Source organism: Sporanaerobium hydrogeniformans, from assembly GCF_002735925.1.
Lineage (GTDB): Bacteria > Bacillota > Clostridia > Lachnospirales > Cellulosilyticaceae > Sporanaerobium > Sporanaerobium hydrogeniformans.
This window is the reverse complement of sequence record NZ_PEDL01000001.1, coordinates 602,655-621,968: the sequence shown is the minus strand read 5'-3', so window position 1 is coordinate 621,968 and position 19,314 is coordinate 602,655. Positions and strand designations below refer to the sequence as shown.

Genomic DNA, 19,314 nt, shown 5'->3' with positions numbered 1-19,314 from the left:
TTTACTTAATGTTGATTTATATCAATTTTATGCAGTAAAGAAAGGGACATTACATAGCTATAGCAAACTCAGTGACATACTTTTAAGAATAGGTAATTTAGCTTTGCATGAGAAACGTATGAAACAAACTGCTTATTCTCGTATAGAAAGCTATTTAGAGGAACTTATTCAATTTGGAAAAACTTAGGCTTAAATTAACGCCTATGATTATAAAAAATAAAGGCACAGCTTTCAGAAAATGGATCTAATTTAAATTGCATGGTTACAAGAGCTACTAAACTATCGATTTGCTTACGAAAGTCAGTTGCCTGACAGGCAATATAAATGTGCTGTATATTTTGAATAAAGCTGTTTAACATGTTTTTTGCAGTTCATGAATAACAGCTACTGCAAACTCAATATCAGCTCTATTAAGAAGAGAAATCCTTATGTTTGCCGAAATATATCCAACGTTATTTGGATATTTTTTTATTTATCATATGGTACCAGGTACCATACACTACCACGATGGCGGTAGTACTTTGGCGGTTTTGTCACCCAAATAATCTTGTATGATCACTTTAGCTTTATAGTTGTCGATATTTTTGAATGCAGTTTTTCCTATTCTATCGTTTGTTGGTGATATATATGCAATTACGCCGTTATTGTTTTGCGCATAAACATTACCACTAAATACCGGTCTATTTTTGCCGATTGCGCCAAATTGCACTAGTGAATATTTGGCTTTGTATAGCACATTATTACTGACTGTTCCACCATTATTCCACAAAGGTCCCTCCCACCAGGTAATTGCATTTCCATCATACATTTTATCTATCCAGGTGTTGTAATGCTTGCTGCTACTCCAGCCATAACCACTGTACATAATGTAGTTGTCCGTAATGTTTATCCCACTAAACTTAATTTTACCTGCGTTACCCGCTTCTGTATCCTCATAATGTTCACCTACAAGTACACCTGACACACAACGTTCAATCAGGTTGCCGTCAATTGTCATACCATTACAGTTCCATGCCGTGTCAAAATAGTCGAATTCAACGGTAATGCCTCCATCGAAACAATCGTGTACATAGTTATTTATCGCTTTATTATTGTTTCCTTCCAGTCTTATTCCTTCACCTGAAGTCGGGACAAAAGGCTCACTGTATGCCGACAGCCAGGGTTCGTCAGATGCAGCACCCGCTCCGATTATATGAGAGCCACCACCGATCCAGGCCACTTCACAATTTTGGTATGTTATGTTATTTCCGCCTGAACGATCAAGCCCCATTGTACTGCGGTACATAACGCAGATATTATCAATTACGATGTTATTTCCTCCAAAGATAATACCTGTATAACCAGCCGCAGGCTGAACGGAGGACTGAAACTCAATCGATTTATAGAGCACTCCAGGATTTCCTTTGTCACATCGTAAATAGATTGAACCATTTGAGTCTACATTGTGTACTCCGAAGGGAATTTGATACCTGCTCATATCGAATGTTGAATAAAACTGTAAGTCATTCGCTAGCTCGCTGGCAATATTAAATTTTGTTTTATAATCTTTACAGGATAATGCCTCTTTACCGTTCCAATAGGAAAATACGCGTGTAGCATAACTTTGACCATCATTAAATACAATACCACCACAATCTGAAATATCTTTATAAAATTTCCATATTTTAACTCCTTTTTTATCGTACCACAAAAACCATTTCTCTTCGCCGGCACCATTTTCAGGGGAGCCGTAGATTCTAGGCTTTTTACCTTCTCCGTAAGCCGAATAAGTCACTCCGTCAACACCCCAGCACATGATACTTCCACGCCATAGACCACCGCGTTCAAGAAAAACTCCGTCACCTTTTTTGATGATCTGGTTGTCCAGCGCCCAACGGATTTTTTCAAGTGTTGCCCACGGTTTATTAGGTGATAGTCCGTCATTATTATCGTTGCCGCTATTGGAAACATAATATTTAGTGCCAGTTACAGTTACAGTTGTTGGACTACCTAGTATCGCTTGTTTTCGTTCCTCGGCTTTGTTGAGTATGATAATGTCGTCTGCATTTTGAACCCGCTCGGTAACAGGGAACACACTTTCAGAGGAATCATACAATCTCAACGCCGCGAGCAATGCTTCCGTATATAAAAGTTTATTATCGGGACGCATTGAGTTCTTTGCAGTGTCATAGTCAAAAAGAGTTTTGCCACTATAAAGTGACACTCTACCAAATGCATAGCGATATGCAACGCCACAATCGTCCCATTCATAGATATACTTGTCATTCTCAAATCCAACTCCACCATAAGGATAGTGGTTAGGAATATATTTATAAGGATTGTCTATTTTATCTATCTCGTCCCATACTTTTTCGCCAATCTTATCATTAATATTACTCCAATTAGTATAAAATTCAGCATAATCTCCACCAAGTGTATTGGCTGCGTTAAGGACAATCATCATTCCCTCAAACCGAGTCATAACCTTTTTTGACTTACGTGCGTTCGTGAACTTCGCTTTCCACCCAGCAAGTTTACTCTTGTTAGCCAATTTAACTGTCCTGTCAATCATACCCATAAATTGTTCATAGGTTACAGCTGGGTTGTCCGAACGGTATGTTCCGAGTCCGAGCGTCACAGCTCGAGCAAGTTCCGGATCAGAGTAAGATTTTGCTGCATACACCTGAGAGGGGGATAGAATGAGTACTATAACGAGAACTAATGAAACTATGCGTTTACGGAAGGACATATTTTTTACCAAGGTATGATTACACTTTTTCAAATAGACAACCTCCTATTGTGTAGTATATTTTGAAAAATTTTAACATTTCTTACCAATAGTGTCAATATGTACATCTACTACAGAAATAATAATCTCAAACTTTCATATACATAATATTTCAAGCCCAGTGTTGCTTTTTATTCTTTACAAGCCTTGGACCCCAGTATTCTCAAGGTTTCAGAGTCTCATTTTTTCGACATCAATACCAAGGTTTCGACATGTAATTTTTAGGCTATTTCCCACGCTTTGATTTTTACTGTGAAAATGCAGTATCTATGCAGGTTTAACATTCTTTTTGTCTTATCGAAACAATCAATCTCGATTAGGCTATTTTACTTTTTAGAACTGAATTTTTTGTTTTTCCTTTGCTTTCCATCCTGAGCTTGCGTCACATTACTTCGGCGAGCCTTTTCGATCTGCACTGCTTGATAGGTTTCCTTTGATATAATTGCAGGATTATTATTTTCCGAAACATACTATATTTCATGATTTCCAGAATCTAAGAGTCGAACGGTTCCAGTATATTTCTCAAGACTCAGCATTACATCAATGGAACGCTTACACCATTTATCTTTTCCTGATGGGGACTTAATTCCTCGTTGCTCCAATTCTTTAACAACACCTATAATACTTTTACCATGAAGGTAAAGATCGAAAATCAGCCTTACATTTTTAGCTTCTGTATCATCAATAATTAGACAACCACCAGCATCATGTGAGTAACCGTAACACTTTCTATCATACAGCTTTGAACTGCCATCAGCCACTTGCTGTTTGATACCCAATTTGATGTTTTCACTTCTTGATTCATTCTCTGCTTGTGCTATTGCTTCTGTGACAGATATTATTACGTCAGTATTTGTATTGGCAGTATCCAAATGCTCTCCATCAAATATTACACGAACACCAAGAACCTTTAGCTGATTCAAAGCCTCCAATATCTCAACAGTGTCTCTACCAAAACGGCTGATATTCTTGGTCAAAATAATTTCTATTTTATGTGCCTTGCAGTCTTCAAGCATACGAGCAAATTCTTTTCTTGCTGTGCCAGCTTTTCCGGATGCAACATCCATATAAACATCTACCAAAAGCCATTATGGAATAGAGGCTACCAATCGTGTAAATGCAGATACTTGTACAGCAAGGCTTTTTAATTGCTCAGCATCGTTTGTACATACCCTAGCATAAATAGCGATCCTTTTTTCTCGCTTCGGTACAGCAGATATGAAATGTATTTTAGGACTTCTCAACATACTGCACCTCTTTGGTATAAAATAATCTTCATGCTTCTGTTTGAAAAAACGGATTATTCGTGCTTGAAATTATGCTCTTTTTGATTATTTGCCTTTTGAAGGCTTTTTATTTAACTTTAGGATAATACCTTTCTTTAATGCTACATCTTCAAATTGCTTCGCAGCAATTATTGCTTTATCTTTGATTGTCATGTTCGGTGAAACTTTACTATCAATTTCTTGAATGACTACTTTGATGTCGGTAAGCTCTAAAAGATTAATAGCTAGACCAAATAAGGTTTTGCGTCTACCATCATTATAATTTTCGAGTAAGTACAGTAGAATTTTAGCTTTCTCAGATAATTCAGTATGATATGAACCAATACCAATATTCTTTACTTTTTCCATATCTTTGAGTTGATGACGGTGAGTTATAAAAGAATCAAACTCTTCAATTCCGTTATACTTGTCACACGGGTATTCACTACACTTAAAACAATAATCTAACCCGCCATATTCTAAACTACAACGAGCAATGGAACAGCCTTGATTTCCTGCTCCTCCACCGCAACCGGGACAATAATTATCTATCTTCATTGTACAAAGAGCACAGTTTAATCCACAAAGTGAAAACATCAAATCTTCTCGCTGAAAACCTTTCATCGATATCACTCCCCCACAAAAATACTGCTGAAATGTTGCAACTTTCTGTCTTGCTCATTTTTCTACACAATGTTTTCACCTAAAATAATTTTAGGCATTGTTGTCAAGCATCTGTTCCATCTTTTATAAAAATGTTCCAATCCTAGTTTTGACACTCTTGCATGAGTTTCTTCATCTCTAACAGTCCAATGTAAAACATATGTTACTTTACCCATAAACCTTGTCAAAGCAATTGGTAGCTCCCCTTGCTTTACTGCATTGAAATCGGCTTGACGATGTGTACGCTTGATATATTTCACATCAACGACACCCTCCTGTGTCATATAGAATTCTGCAACTTCTTTCATGAGTGCTTCGATTTCATCTTGCTTCTCGATCTTTGCTTCATAAATACAGATTTCATTAAACATTTAATCACCGCCTTACTTAACTAATATAAATAATTTTCACTTGTAAATTCAACTTCATCTACTTTTCTATACTAGTAGCCTAACTAACATTTTATTAATTAAGTTATATGATATTTAGGCTATTAAAGTGTTTTATTATAACATGTCTATCTCCACAACCTACCGAAAAGCAATCCTATCTACACAACCTTATGCTTTTTGAGAAGTGGATTTATTCCCGTAAACAAGCCATTAGACGCAATTCTGAAACTACCCTAAAATGGCAAATGCCCTTGTTTTCTACACTTTCAAGCCCTTTACTTTTCCGCCCTTGACATCATTACTACTGTCTCAACGTGGCTTGAGAGGATAGAATGAATGTCATTTGATTATGTCCGTTCTCGGAAACATATCTACTGCGTTTTTTACACTATCGGTAGACGGAAACATATCCATAGGCTTCGCTGTTTTTTGAAAAACTGAGGTATGCTGTTAATTTTCAGTACCCAATACTGTAAATAACGTTACTCTCCTATTCACTAATGTAATTCAACAATCTTTCTAAAATGTCATGTGTAACTTTTAAGTTGTATTGTTCAATAAGGTGACTTTGCAAATCCATAACTAATAGCAAAGAATTTTTATAGGCTTCAAATAATTCTACCTTATCTAATCGAGCAGTGGTCTTTGCAAATTTTTTATAATTTTCAAGGCTAATTTCTTTTTCAAGGTTTTTACTCATGTTTAGCCAATTATCAGCATTTTTTTCTGCCATACGTATAAGTTGTAGTGTATTTTTTTGAAGTTGTGATAAGAGTTCTAATGAACGAGCATATTCTCCTCTTTTTAGAACGTTGATTCCCATCAACCATAGATTAGAGAAATTACACAACAAAAAATTAGCATTTTCTTCAGTAAGTCTATTTGGTCTTGCACCACTTATCTCTGATAAATAATTTTCTAATTGCCCTGTTTCATCGTAAATAAGCATAGCCTTCGTATCAGGAATATAACCTGAATCTTTAAACGAGGGGATTATGTTCATATCTTTTTCAGAAAGGAAATGAAATTCCCCACGTATAAGATTATCAAAAATAACTACCTCTGTTCCGTACTCATTTTTATAAAGCATCAAGTACGGAGCTACGTCAAACAACCAGTTGGATGAATCAAAGTTCGAGGTTATACTATCTTTCAAAAATATATAGAACTCTATATCAGAGTATTGGTCACCTTCTCCTTTGGTAAACGATCCATACATCATACAAGCTGTAATTCGTTCATCTGACTCAGTAAGATTCTTAACGTTTGCAATTAATTCTTTTTGTTTTAACATTTCTTCACCCTTTCATGTAAATATCTTTTAGTTATTGTGGCAACTCAAAATCTCTACAAACCTAAATTAATATTTTTCGTACAAATATTATTGCAAAAAGCATCATCATGCTCCACAAACAATAGTGTAGGACAATATTCCAAAATCATTTTTTCAATTTGGATACGTGAAAAAATATCAATATAGTTCAATGGCTCATCCCATATATACAAATGTGCACTTTCACAAAGGCTTTTAGCAATTAGTACTTTCTTTTTCTGACCAGCACTAAAATCCACCATGTTCTTATCAAACTGCTCTCTATTAAAATCCAGTTTACGAAGAATCGTTTTAAATAGAGTTTCATCGATCTTATTATTATAGACAAATTCAGATAGATTACCTTTTAAATATGAAGTATCTTGCGAAATATAAGAAATTTTTAGTCCACTTGCTAGCATAAAATTTCCGGTAAATTTAATATCATCTCCATTAATCAATTTTAGGATACTAGACTTACCACTCCCATTTTTTCCGATAATGGCAACTCTATCACCAATATTGACTCTGAAATTAAGATTACTGCATACTTCTTTATCTCCATAAGACAATGATAAATCATTCGCTTCTATTAAGCACTCTTTGTGAAATTCAAGTGGTGAAATTTTTAAGTCATCATATTGTTCAATGTTGTGGAGCAGTTCTGATTTTTGTAAAACGGCTTCCTGATGTCTTGACTCAATATTTTTGGCACGTTTCATCGCTTTTGCAGCCTTATGTCCAACATAACCCTTATCCAGTTTTGAACCAGAATTTGTTGTTCCATATTTACTTTTTTCTACTTTATTTGACCAGTTTGAACTACGTTTTGCTGCATAAGACAACCTTCCTATTTCTTTAAGGAGTTTCTTGTTTTCTGCCAGTTCAAAATTATCTTGTAACGTTTTGTTCTCCCACCAAGAAGTAAAATTTCCCTTTTGGATTTCGATATTCGTTTTATTGATAGATAGTATATGGTCAACACATTGATCAAGTAAGCTTCTATCATGAGATACCAAAATAAACCCCTTCTTGCGTTTCAAATAGTTTTGCACTACATTACGTGCATCGATGTCAAGATGGTTTGTAGGTTCATCAATAAGCAGGAAACAACTCGCTGTAAGGAATAAAGCTGCAAGAAGGACCTTTGTTTGCTCACCATTTGACAATGTATTAAACGGACGATATAAAGCATCTTCTTGAACATCAAGCAATGATATTTCACGAAAAATCTCCCAATCCATACATTCCGTACAAATACTCTTCATTACTTCAATTGTATATAGACTCTTATCTTCCACATCATAAGGAAAATACTCAAACTTAACTGTAGAACTTATATTGCCGGAATACGCATATTTGCCAAGCAGTAAATTTAAGAAAGTAGTTTTACCGCGTCCGTTTCTTCCAATAAAACCGAGTTTCCAATCTGTATCTATCTGAAAACTTACATTTTCAAAAATATTGTCATAACTTCCTTCATATGAAAAAGTTAGATTTGAAACATTTATTAAGGACATATATTTCTTCCTCCTTTACATTATAAAAATTTTATAAGCAAAGTCGGTTTTCGGCATTAATTACTCTATAATGTTATCCAACTCTGCAAGGATTTTGTCATGAATGACATAGTATCATTGTCTATCACGTTTATCTTCCTTTCTTTTACAAATATTAAAAGCCACAAGAAAGTAAATTCTTACGGCTCAAAAACAAATACTATTATTACCTTTTGTTATACATAACATAAGGTTACTGTAATGTATTATTGAGTGTAGAATACTTAACTTTCTTGCAATTTGCATAACAAAACAAACGGTTCTATAGCCGTTTCTTTAAATATCTTATTATGCATCATATAATTAGCAAGAAAAGTTATACATTCTTCCACCTCCAAGTCGTTTTATTATATCATATTATCTTTAAAAATCCAATATAATTCTTCTGTTCTCTTTCTAAAGATTACCCTTCTACATCAATCTCGACTCCTGATTTGAATTCAACGGCGAACTTATCATGAAATACCGTAACTTTTTCTATAAGCCGCCTTACTAATTGCTCATCATACTCCTCTAACTCGCAGGATTGCTCATTCAAGAAATCACTCATTTCAGCGATTCGTTGCCTTTTCCCTTCTCGATCTGCATTCTCAACCAGTGCATTTTGCTTCTGCTCCCGCAAACGGTATATCTCTTCCGCCACTTCCTCATAATCTGTTTTGGAATTGGCAAGCCGCAAAAGTTCGTTTTGCAGTTCTTCCAGCTTGACGTCAATATCATTGGTAATTTTGTCGTGTTCTTCATTTAAAACTGTCTCGATATTGGCCTGTAAAGTGGAGAGAAAGGTATCCTTACTGGCCAGCAACTCATTGATGGCTTTTACAACTGCTGCCTGTAGCACTTCCTCATTAACTGTAGGGGATGTGCAATCAGACCCTTTTTCCTCTAGGCGGCTGACGCATCGCCAGACAATAGACCTGCAGCCTCGATTGTTCCAGTGGACTCTTCTATATATTTCACCACATTCTGAGCAGTAGACAATACTGGACAGAGCGTACTTGCTGCTATAAACTCGCTTCTTACCATTCTTTCCAGTATAAAGGTTAGCCCGCCTTACCAGTTCTTCCTGCACCTGCATGAAAATTCCACGCGGGATGATAGGTTCATGACTGTTCTCAACATAGTACTGAGGTACGATTCCATTATTGACTACTCGCTTTTTGGAAAGAAAATCAACGGTGTAAGTCTTTTGAAGCAAGGCATCTCCTATATACTTTTCATTCTGCAGTATTTTCTTAAGCGTCTCGGGTCTCCACTTAGGCTTTTTAGCTGCAGTGAGAATACCATCCGCTTCTAGGCCTCTTGCTATTTGTAGGAGACTTGCTCCTTCAAGGTATTCTCGATAGATTCGCTTTACCACTTCGGCTTCTTCAGGAACAATAACAAGCCTTTTATTTTCGTCTTTGGTGTATCCTAAAAACCGGTTGTGGTTGACTTGAATTTCACCTTGTTGGAAGCGGTACTGAATGCCTAGCTTTACGTTTTGGCTTAAGGACTGGCTTTCTTGTTGGGCCAGTGAAGCCATGATTGTCAGCATGATTTCACCCTTGGAATCCATAGTATTGATGTTCTCTTTCTCAAAGAAAACAGGGATATTTTTATCCTTTAGCTGCCGGATGTATTTCAAACAATCCAGCGTGTTTCTGGCAAAACGGCTAATGGACTTGGTAATGATCATGTCAATTTTACCTTCCATGCATGCTTCAATCATCCGGTTAAACTCTTCGCGCTTTTTAGTATTGGTTCCTGAAATCCCGTCGTCCGCATAAATTCCTGCCAGCTCCCATTCAGGGTTCCCTTTAATGTAGGAAGTGTAATGTTCAATCTGAACCTCATAACTGGAGGCTTGTTCTTCACTATCAGTTGAAACTCTACAGTAAGCCGCCACTCGAAGTTTGGTTTTACTTTCAGTTTCTTGGTTATTACCCACACGAGCTCGTGCTGGTATAACTGTTACATTCCTACTCATCGTCATTATCAATCGCCTCGCTTTCTATAAGGCTATAAACATATTCTGCTTGTTTAAATGGGTCATCATAAAGCTCATCCGGTGTTGGCATGGCGAACTGGTATTTCTTAATACTATTTTCCTTTGGTTTATGCTCCCAAATTCTGCCGAGCATTTGTGCCCGTCTTAACTTTTCAGCCTCTACCTTTTCAAAAGTATCCTCATCAATAATCTTGGGATAATAGTCATCCCCAAGGTATCGCTTATTTGTGAGCATATTCGCAATAGTGGCATGATATCTAACAATCCCAGCTTTCTTAGCCGCATCCTTCAAGGAAAGACCTGAAAGATATGCTTTGAATAGCTTCTTTAGCTGCTCTGCTTGTAGCTGGTCAATCACCGCTTTTCCATCTTGAATCGTATATCCATATGGTACATGAGGCATCTATCTCTCCATCCTTTCCTTAAGTAATAAGCCGCACTTTAGGCTAAAGCCTATTTCTGTTGGCGAAAAAGCAACTATCTTTTCAACAAACTGCTCGAATACTTCCTTGTTAAAACTTTCAATATTCTTTGACTTTGAAACATATTTGATAAGTCTTTCTAATTCTGTTATTTTAGCCATTCCACCATTGATGAAACGGTAGAGTGCTTCTTTTTGATCTTTCAGCTTCTCTGCTTCAGAGCGAAGCTCATTGTTTTGCTTATTAAAAAGAGCAGGCTCCAAGTATCCCTTTGTCATGAGGTTAATCAATACCTGAAGTTGCTCTGTATTTTTCTCCATCTTCGATTCAATTTCCTGAACCCGAATCAGATTATCTGAATAATTCATGAGTTTCAGTTTCTGAAGCAAAGGCCTCAAAACAACTTTGTGACTAAAGATGAGCTTATTTATCATCGTCACAAAGCCTTGATGGATGCTATCCTCCCGAATGTAAATCATGGAGCATTCCTCTATATTAGTGATATGTTTGGAGCAACACCAGGCAATATATTTATTGTTCTTAGTTCCATGGATTCTTCGCTTGAAAGTACTCCCGCATTCAGAACATTGAATCTTTCCAGAAAGGGGATAGCGATTTAAATACTTGCTATTGCCACTCTTGATGCCTTTTTCTTTTCCTCGCTGTTCGATTGCAAGATTCACTGCCTTAAACTCTTCATGACTAATAATTGCCTCATGATTATTTTCGATAAGAAACTGATCCTTCTCTCCCTTATTGGTTCGTCTAGTGAAATTATCGTCAGTGTATGTTTTTTGAAGGATTACATCTCCAGTATATTTTTCATTCCGTAAAATACCTCGGATAGTACTTCCTCTCCATTGACCGCCTTTTTTAGTACGTACACCCTCATCGTTTAATTCTTGTGCAATTTTCTGCGTTCCTTTACCTGCTAAGGCATCTGTAAAAATCCGTTTAACAACCTCGGCCTGTTTTTTATTCACTACAATCTGCCCATCTATATAATCATAACCGTAGGGAGGATAAGAAAGCTTGTAGGTTCCATTTCTAAACCGTTTTTGAATGGACCATTTATTATTCTCAGAAATTGAGATAGATTCATTCTCTGCTAGGCTACTTAGAATGGTCAGCATAAGCTCACTTTCCATAGACTGTGTGTTGATGTTCTCTTTTTCAAAATAAATGAACACTCCAAGATCAGTTAGCTTCCTTACAATCTCTAAACAGTCTATTGTATTTCTGGCAAATCGACTGATAGATTTTGTAATTACAAAATCTATCTTCTTGTTCTCACAGTCAGAAATAAGCCTAAGTAGTTCTGTTCTATTCTCTTTCTTCGTGCCTGAAATACCCTCATCAAAATAAATGCCAACAAATTCCCAGTCTGGGTTCGCTTTAATATAAGCTTCATAATGGACCTTCTGTGCTTCCAGGCTGATTAGCTGTTCCGTATTATCTGTTGATACCCTAGCATAAGCAGCCACCCGCAGTTTTAGCTTTTTTTGAAGCCGATTGTTCGTTTCTTTTATTTTTGTTACCTTTTTCACCACATTCACCTCCTCAAGGTATGTGACATATTACCTCTGAGTGCCCAGTATATCAAGGAATATCGGGCATTATCTGTGCTAATAACGGTGAGAAAGTTTCGCGATTCAAACGCATAATTTTGTTAAACTCTACCTCTGTAACAAGACCCTTTTCAAGCATTTGACGCAGCAGTTTTTCCGCTCTATAATAATCAAACTCTCTTTGAAGCTTCTTAGTACTTAAAGGTGTCTTTTTAGGAATAGCTAGTGGATCTTGTTTATCTGTAATTTTAGTTATCTGCATATAGGCAACCTCCATTTCTACAGGGAGAACCCTGCACCTATATGCAAAAAAATTCGGTGATTCGAACCCCTAAAAAAGCAAAAGACCCGAAGAGCTGTTACACTCCTCGGGTCATTAAAATTAGCTGTTCGTTAATCATACTTAATAAAAGCATCGGTAAAGCCAGCTTTCTTAGCTTTGGCAAGTTGCGCTTCCGCATTGGCTTTTACAGAATAGGCACCGATTTGAACACGATAATATTTCTTTCTCTCCTGTTCTGCAGGCTTCTCTCCTTCACTTAATAGCTTTTTCACATCCGCTCTGAAGGTATCCATGCTTTTTCCATGCTTTGGAAACCAGTTTCTCGGATCTCCATGATTACTTGCGATTCCTTTTTGATATCCTTCATAGTGGCCAATAACATCTTTTTCGGTCAAGTTATAGAGCTTGCAAAGATACACACACAGTTCTACCGCTTCCTTATAAACTGCATTAAAATACGAGGCATCGGTCAAACCGTCCTCGCAGATTTCAAAACCAATATGAGTATCATTTGCCTTTCCACCTGCATGCCATCCACGATGGTTCCATGGCAGGGTTTGATAAGTGGCAATTGAACCATCCTTAAGCTTTCCAATGAATGCATGGACACAAACTTGCCTTCCACCTGGTCTATCCTGATTCCAGTGATTGTTGTACTCGTTTACACCCAACTGGCCATCGTCCGGTCCAACGTATCTACGAAGATACGGATTATTTGCACCAGTACTATGAACCATTATGCCCTTCGGTGTAATCTTTCTGCCTGCCTTATAACACGCATTTTCAGTTAGAATAAGTTTTCTCAAATTCATTGTTCCTTACCTCCTTTGTTATGCAACTGTGCAAGAATATCTTTTAGCTTTTCTGGTATTGGCAGTCCTAGTCGACCAACATTTTCTAGCATGGATACTCCCTCATTGGAGCAGTAGAAAAAGATAATGGCTGTCCGGAGCACGCTTCCATCTCCAATAAGGTTTATGTCAATCATATGTCCAATTCCGACCAAAACAAAAATAAGCACCTTCTTAAAGATGCCCCTAAATCCGATCTCACTAGATAGCTTCTTATCAACAATGGCACACATAACACCAGTGATATAATCAGCTATCATCAATGCTACTAATGCATATAAAAAACCATCAAAACCACCTAAAAACCAGCCCAAGAATCCACCAAGTGCTGTAAGGGCAGCTTGTACCCAATTCCATATTTCCTTCATGATTTTTACCTCCTTCGTGATTGGTGAAGATACAAAAAGAGTGCCTGCAATTTTTCGCAAACACTCCTGAATCGTTAATTATATTTGTTTAGGCAGTGCCTCCCATAGCCTCATATCCTCCTGTCCTAAAGACCATATGGCAATTCCTCTAAGTTTCCACCGATATGCCGCTTCGTTTGCCCAATAGACAAGGCTGTCTACATCCTGATAATAAAGAATAGAAAAACCGTCAGCATCTCCAAGAAACAAACGTGAAATCCAGACATTGATGTCCTTGGACACGATTTTTACTGAATAATCATTTCCACAGACCAATGGCAAAAGGCCTGAATGGAAGAAATCATAATCCATAGAGATGTCCTGGTTTCGTGTAGAAGCTTCCTCCACATCATTGTTAACTGTGAAAACCTGAAACTCACTATCCCATGTTACACCGGTTCTTGCCAGCCGCCCATACTCAGTTGTGGTTCCATCCGGGAAGGTTACATCAAACCTTTCATAAGGTTCATAAGTCCAGGCATCTCCCAGTCTAAGTAATTCGCATAGAATACGTCCATCAGACCGAACCCCGGCATACCCTCCTGAAAAACCACTAAGCGTCGCTGTAAAGCGCAAAACATTGCTTGCTCCGGAATAAACCCTCACAGAGTTTCCTCGTATCCTCATTTCAATGGTGTACATTCTTGGATTTGAGCGAAGATCTGCTGATGCCGTTTTAACGATTTCAGTTGCATAACTGCCGATTAGAGAAGAACCATTATATAGTTCAATACGCTGTGTATTAAAGTTTAAACAGCAAAAGACATTACCACAAAAAATGCCTGCACGACCACTTCCCTCTGGAGTAAAAGCCAACCTTGCCCGCAAATGAACATCTGAAAACCCGCTATACTTCCACGCCAATTGGCCATACCCGTCAAGCTGCGAATAGGGACGATTGGCGAGATCATTTTGATTTTGCCATATCTGCCACTCGCCGCTTAGTGCTATCCAGTAGCTGGAGGGAAGTGGATTGTCATCTCTGAAGTCTTCATACCAAATTAGTGCTGAATCAGGCTTTCTGCGTAGCACCTCAGTGGTCAATTTAAAACCTTTATCGGGTTCAGCCATTAAACCGTTCACATCTTTAAATTTGCGAGGAGATAGCATAAACTCTGCCTCTCCAGCAGAAAGTTCTTCAGAAAAACTCGAACATACTCGAAATCCATAGAACTGCACACCTGGTACTGAGGCACTAACGCTGACAGTATGGGTACCAGCTGAAAGAAATACACCAGAAACCAAAGAAAGCCAACAAGTTGTTCGCCAGTATGGCCACCACAGCCTATTCTCGCTAAATACCTTACTTGTCCCGTCAAGTGAAACATGAATACTATTCTTATCCCAGAAGGGAAATGAGATGCGAATGGCTACATCATAAATACCAGCAGATGCAATTTCAAATTCGTATTCGGCTTCACCTTCTTCACCAAGTGTTATCATTTGAGAAGAAACCGATACATTACCAGTATAGCTATCAGGAGTTCCGCCACTACGATCTACATATATCGTGCCAAATTCAGTTTTTTGCTGCTTGCTATAGGCAGTCAAATACCTGCGTCGGTTATAAGTTTCAACCAGTAAAGGATAGGTTCTTGAAACTGCATCCCAGCCTTCCATGTAGTCATACACATGTGGCAAGGCCCAAGGCACCTTATCATAATCATCCCAATACGCTATGATAGGAATCATGGGCTGTGGTGGTCCATCATCTGTAAAGTTATATCCCCCTGTCATCCAAAGCTGTGCGGCATAATATGTGTTTGAAATCCCACGATAAGTGATGCCCAGATTTTCTGGTGTATCGTGGATTCTCCAGTTCCAACCATATGCAGGCAGTCCTAAAAATATTTTTTCAGGAGTCATAACCCGGACTGCATAATCATAAATGCCTTCCAACCAATCCCTGGGAGATACCGGGCCCGGTGCAGAGCCTGCCCATGCCATGCCATAACTCATAATCGCTACTGTATCACAATAGGGATTCAAGTCTTCATAAACACACCAGTTTTCGCCACCAACCGATCCTTGTACTCCAGTCATGCCTGGTAGACAAATATTTACGAGTTTCGAAGAATCATAGGCTTTGACAGTGTTATATATGTCTCGAAATAGAGCATTAGCAGCATCCTTGTTTTCATAGCCACCTCCACGTTCCAAGTCTATATCCACTCCAGCACACCAAGGATACTTATTCATGATGCGAATAATCTCAGTAAGAAATTTATCCTTTGCACCATTGGTATTATTTCTAAGGGCTGTAAAAATAGAAGCCGTACCATGATTCATGATTGTAAGCAGCCATTTGATATGAGGCCAGCGGTTAATGTAAGTAAGCATACTGGATATGCTTGTTCCTGTTTCTGTTATGGTCCCGGTGATATCCACTTCAAAAGTGAAAATACCCACCGTATCAATTCGATCACCATAGTCTCGTAGTGCCTGATACATGCGGGCATTTCCCATGAAGCTCCAAACCATGCACCGCTTACCTTTTAGGTAATCAATCAAGGGCGCTCACTTCCTTCCTGCATTTCTTGAAATTCGAACAATAGCCGAGCTGATTTTCTGTCCTCTAGCTTCACCACATGTTTGCTATCACCCGATGCTGTATATTGAAAAAATCCTTCCTTATCAGTTGGGTTTCCATTCTTTAAACACTGTCTGGTTGATGCTAGTAGTGAAAAGGTATCGTCTGGGCTAGCAGCCTCTTTCAATTTTACCCTATGCGCCCCTGCCCCTTGAGACAATTGGATACTGCCTGCTTCCATATTCTGTATAGGATAGATATGACAGTCAAGACCAGCGGAAGTTGAACCCAGATTGAAGAGGATAACCGTCTCTCCGCTACGAACCACTCCGTTATAAAAACGAGCAGGAACAATAACACCGCCCTCTCGGTATTTTTGAAGCATCGTTTCTGTATTAATTGTATAACCAGTTAGACGATCACCTTCCTGAGCCTGAATATCAGTGAAATAAACAGTACCTGTGCAATCTTCAAGAAGTAGTTTCACTGTTACGCTTACTACTCGTTTATCCTCTTTACAATGAATCGTCTCAGCAAACCTGGTAAATGTAACTGACATCTGCACCACCTACCCATCCAACGTCCACTTAATTTCTGACACATGACCAATCCAGCCCGTAGCAATGGAGCCACCTTGCAAAAGCATATCTGTAAAGAACACCTCACCAGAACAATCAGTAATGAAAAGACGGATGGTAAGCGACTTTATCTTTCCAATACCTCTCGGTGTAATAGCATGTGCTGTCTGTGAAAAATAAGCCATAGCACTGCCTCCTTCCTAAAAGAGATCAATAAACCTGGTTTCTGTCGACCCATCCTCATATTCAATGACAACTTCAATCCCAACTTGCCCGTTTGGCCCTTTCTGAAGATTTTCCGATGCAATCTGCGCTGAGAAAGTGTAACTCTTCCTACTGGCAGGATAAACGGTCTGGGATAGACTTTTCGTCATCCCTAAAACGCCCTCAGCTTTAAAAGAAGCTGTTCCTGATACACCATTATTAGGGTCAACTGTAAAACCTGAACTTAACCAATAGGTTAGACCATCATCAGCTCGTGAATTTCGTAGATGATTAAAAGGCACCAAGTCTTTTAATTCCTGACGGTCAAGAACATCAGTGGAAGATAAAATATCGGCTGCTTTATCCCATCCAGCAGAGGAATCTCCTAGTTCTCTTAAAGTTGTTGATAGCTCCAGTACTGTTTTCCACGGCTCTTGTAGATTGTATTGTCTGCGAACCACACGAGTTTTGACAGATAAATTCAAATCTTTATCATCTACGGTTACTATATCACCAAGCTTCCATGCTTCATGCTCATAGCCTGTCAACACCGATAAATCCATAGCTGAAAGAACATACGAGACTCGTGGCTTTGCATACTGAGCCAGGCGCATATTGGCAAACTCAAGCAACTGATAGGGATTACTAAACGAGGAAGCATCCAGCGTTCCTACTCTAACTTCTGATGAATAGCTATAATCCTCGACATACTCCTTATTACCATTGATGGAGGCAAACGTCATGCCACCTTTACCATAAGCATAAAGCCTGGTAATTAGACTTCTTGTATCCACCACGCGCTGTATGCTTTTCATGTTTTTTCTATAGCAGAATAAGGCCCCACTATCCGTACCGCTAAATGTCAAAAGGTGTACCAGCCGATTGGCACTATCGAAAATCAAGTCACCGCCATGAATATTCTGTATGGCTCGAAGGATAGATAAAGCATTCTTCTCTGTTGATTGCCATGTTCGTTTTGTACTGACAGTGACATTTCCTAATGACCAGCCAGTACCAAGTAAGGCATAGCGCATTGGAACTTCCGGTGTCTCTGCGACAAACTCCATGGGCTCTTTCTCAGCGCTAAAGGAAAGATCATAAAAGGCAGCTTCCGCATACACCTGAGTTACAACTCTACCATCTGAACTTTTCTCATCTGTTATGGTTCGAATACGATAAACATCATTGACAATCTGTACCTGCTTTTCATTGTCTAAAGCCTCTCGCTTGGAATCATGAAATGGCAGTTTAAACTCCAAAATATCGGCGCCATTCACCTCACTTGTCACTATGATATCAAAGGCATTCTCTAGCACTGCTTCCCAAGCACCGTTAGTATCCAACACAACTGGTCTGGCAAATCCAAGTCTCTCATAAGGTGGTTTTGGTATATCATGAAGCTGTATTTCGAGAAGCTTAGGAGTTTTGCTAGTATCTTGAGTAGATAGTGTAATTCGATAACGGATATATTCTCTGTTAGGCGACTGCAGTTCCCCGCTTGCTCCAACGGCCTGCCATTCAGTCCAGCTAGACAGATCGTCTGATGTAGAAGTTTCCACTATTCTTATGGCTGTTATACCTGCGGTGTATTCACTTGTAACTGATACCCTGCCCGTTCCTGCAAGACTACAGGCAGCTGCTATCGTAAAAAGCTGACCACTTTGTGCATAGACTCCGCTTGTTGCTTTCAACATGACAGAGCCAGGGTCCGCAAGAGCATCTACATCAGCAGCACTGTCACCACCGTTTGCCAAAATTGAAGATTTGAAATAGGAAATAAGATCCTCCATGGTAAGTAAAGAATCTTTTTCATAAAACCAGTCATCAAATCCTCCTGCGTAATAATAGGTATTTGCATGCATCCCCATCACAATATCCGCAACACAAGATTGATTTAAGTCTCCAGTGAATGTTCGAACTGGAGATTGCCAAACAGCGCCATCACTTCGGTCACAAAGTAAGTTCTGCACCCTTTTGTTGTTTACCTCGATAATAGAAGCGATAAAGTACCACCCGTTATTCTTTAGGGTAATAGTAGGCGTTTCGGTCTGATCATATATCAAGGAGCCTGAGGCATTATACAGCATTAATCGCAACCTTCCCTGAAATAAAGAAAGATAAAAAATTGGCTGACCAGGTCCTTGTCTAGTATTAAAAATCGGGATATACGTCTGCCCTACAGAATAAGTAGTTGGATTTATCCATCCGCCAACAACAATCTTTTCACCTAAATCACTAAAAAAGCTACCGTCATTGGTAGTCACTAAATGAGTCTTTTCACTTGTTGGATTAATGATATTCTGCCTGAAAAATCTTCCTAATCTACCGGATAACAAGTTGGCGGATGTACCTGACCATCCGGATACAAAGAAGTTTCTGTTATGGCCGGAATCATCTGTAAGCATGTTGTTGCTATCTGGTGAAGCTTCATTAAATCGCCATAGAGCAACTGTCTTCTCGCTTACAGGAAACTCACCCGTAAAATCTGTCTGTGATGTTAAGATTGATTTAATTGCCACCAGA

Annotated in this window: 19 protein-coding genes; 1 reads left to right on the top strand and 18 read right to left on the bottom strand. The window is 38.6% G+C overall.

Annotated features, from left to right (window positions below):
• The coding region (locus CS063_RS17560; protein ID WP_180270651.1) for a hypothetical protein at positions 1 to 187 on the top strand (187 nt) is incomplete at its 5' end.
• Between the two features lie 7 nt (positions 188 to 194).
• On the opposite strand, the gene tnpB is transcribed toward CS063_RS17560, so the two are convergent.
• From tnpB to CS063_RS02865, 18 genes are all read right to left on the bottom strand, one after another.
• Entirely contained in the window at positions 195 to 359 is a 165-nt protein-coding gene (tnpB, locus tag CS063_RS02945; RefSeq protein ID WP_099448180.1) for an IS66 family insertion sequence element accessory protein TnpB, read from the bottom strand.
• A 140-nt stretch (positions 360 to 499) separates the two neighbouring features.
• Positions 500 to 2,761, bottom strand: coding sequence for a hypothetical protein (locus CS063_RS02940; protein WP_099448179.1), 2,262 nt, complete (start codon positions 2,759 to 2,761; stop codon positions 500 to 502).
• Between the two features lie 476 nt (positions 2,762 to 3,237).
• Positions 3,238 to 3,834 carry a recombinase family protein gene (locus CS063_RS02935; protein ID WP_408640883.1) on the bottom strand — a complete coding sequence of 199 codons (597 nt, stop codon included), beginning with the start codon at positions 3,832 to 3,834 and terminating at the stop codon, positions 3,238 to 3,240.
• A 21-nt stretch (positions 3,835 to 3,855) separates the two neighbouring features.
• Positions 3,856 to 4,014 (bottom strand): hypothetical protein, encoded by a 159-nt coding sequence (locus tag CS063_RS17795; protein ID WP_308415408.1) that lies wholly within the window; start codon positions 4,012 to 4,014, stop codon positions 3,856 to 3,858.
• 84 nt (positions 4,015 to 4,098) lie between these two features.
• Positions 4,099 to 4,656, bottom strand: a complete 558-nt coding sequence (locus CS063_RS02930) for a DUF3795 domain-containing protein (protein ID WP_099448178.1) — start codon at positions 4,654 to 4,656, stop codon at positions 4,099 to 4,101.
• A gap of 62 nt (positions 4,657 to 4,718) precedes the next feature.
• The gene (locus tag CS063_RS02925; protein WP_099448177.1) at positions 4,719 to 5,066 is read right to left on the bottom strand and encodes a hypothetical protein; all 348 of its coding nucleotides are present in this window, start codon (positions 5,064 to 5,066) and stop codon (positions 4,719 to 4,721) included.
• Between the two features lie 511 nt (positions 5,067 to 5,577).
• Positions 5,578 to 6,381 (bottom strand): lincosamide nucleotidyltransferase Lnu(B), encoded by an 804-nt coding sequence (gene lnu(B) / locus CS063_RS02920; RefSeq protein WP_002294514.1) that lies wholly within the window; start codon positions 6,379 to 6,381, stop codon positions 5,578 to 5,580.
• A 53-nt stretch (positions 6,382 to 6,434) separates the two neighbouring features.
• Positions 6,435 to 7,919, bottom strand: coding sequence for an ABC-F type ribosomal protection protein Lsa(E) (gene lsa(E), locus CS063_RS02915; RefSeq protein WP_099448176.1), 1,485 nt, complete (start codon positions 7,917 to 7,919; stop codon positions 6,435 to 6,437).
• A 442-nt stretch (positions 7,920 to 8,361) separates the two neighbouring features.
• A complete protein-coding gene (locus CS063_RS02910; RefSeq protein ID WP_099448175.1) occupies positions 8,362 to 9,933 on the bottom strand; it encodes a recombinase family protein in 1,572 nt (523 codons plus the stop codon).
• A complete protein-coding gene (locus CS063_RS02905) occupies positions 9,920 to 10,351 on the bottom strand; it encodes a recombinase family protein (protein WP_021401071.1) in 432 nt (143 codons plus the stop codon). The genes CS063_RS02910 and CS063_RS02905 overlap by 14 nt, the downstream gene beginning before the upstream one ends.
• On the bottom strand, positions 10,352 to 11,917 hold the full coding sequence (locus CS063_RS02900; RefSeq protein WP_099448206.1) for a recombinase family protein: 1,566 nt from the start codon (positions 11,915 to 11,917) through the stop codon (positions 10,352 to 10,354). It lies immediately after the preceding gene.
• 52 nt (positions 11,918 to 11,969) lie between these two features.
• The gene (locus CS063_RS02895) at positions 11,970 to 12,200 is read right to left on the bottom strand and encodes an SHOCT domain-containing protein (protein WP_021401091.1); all 231 of its coding nucleotides are present in this window, start codon (positions 12,198 to 12,200) and stop codon (positions 11,970 to 11,972) included.
• A 131-nt stretch (positions 12,201 to 12,331) separates the two neighbouring features.
• Complete coding sequence (locus CS063_RS02890; RefSeq protein ID WP_021401060.1) at positions 12,332 to 13,033, bottom strand: N-acetylmuramoyl-L-alanine amidase; 702 nt, start codon at positions 13,031 to 13,033, stop codon at positions 12,332 to 12,334.
• Positions 13,030 to 13,440 carry a phage holin family protein gene (locus CS063_RS02885; RefSeq protein WP_021401105.1) on the bottom strand — a complete coding sequence of 137 codons (411 nt, stop codon included), beginning with the start codon at positions 13,438 to 13,440 and terminating at the stop codon, positions 13,030 to 13,032. Before CS063_RS02885 ends, CS063_RS02890 begins: the two co-directional genes overlap by 4 nt.
• 78 nt (positions 13,441 to 13,518) lie before the next feature.
• A complete protein-coding gene (locus CS063_RS02880; RefSeq protein ID WP_456300486.1) occupies positions 13,519 to 15,987 on the bottom strand; it encodes a glycosyl hydrolase family 18 protein in 2,469 nt (822 codons plus the stop codon).
• Positions 15,987 to 16,568: a hypothetical protein gene (locus CS063_RS02875; RefSeq protein WP_099448173.1), complete on the bottom strand. Its 582-nt coding sequence runs from the start codon at positions 16,566 to 16,568 to the stop codon at positions 15,987 to 15,989. Before CS063_RS02875 ends, CS063_RS02880 begins: the two co-directional genes overlap by 1 nt.
• Positions 16,569 to 16,577: 9 nt before the next feature.
• Complete coding sequence (locus tag CS063_RS02870) at positions 16,578 to 16,772, bottom strand: hypothetical protein (protein WP_024400885.1); 195 nt, start codon at positions 16,770 to 16,772, stop codon at positions 16,578 to 16,580.
• Between the two features lie 15 nt (positions 16,773 to 16,787).
• Complete coding sequence (locus tag CS063_RS02865; protein WP_099448172.1) at positions 16,788 to 19,310, bottom strand: phage tail spike protein; 2,523 nt, start codon at positions 19,308 to 19,310, stop codon at positions 16,788 to 16,790.
• Between the last annotated feature and the right edge of the window lie 4 nt (positions 19,311 to 19,314).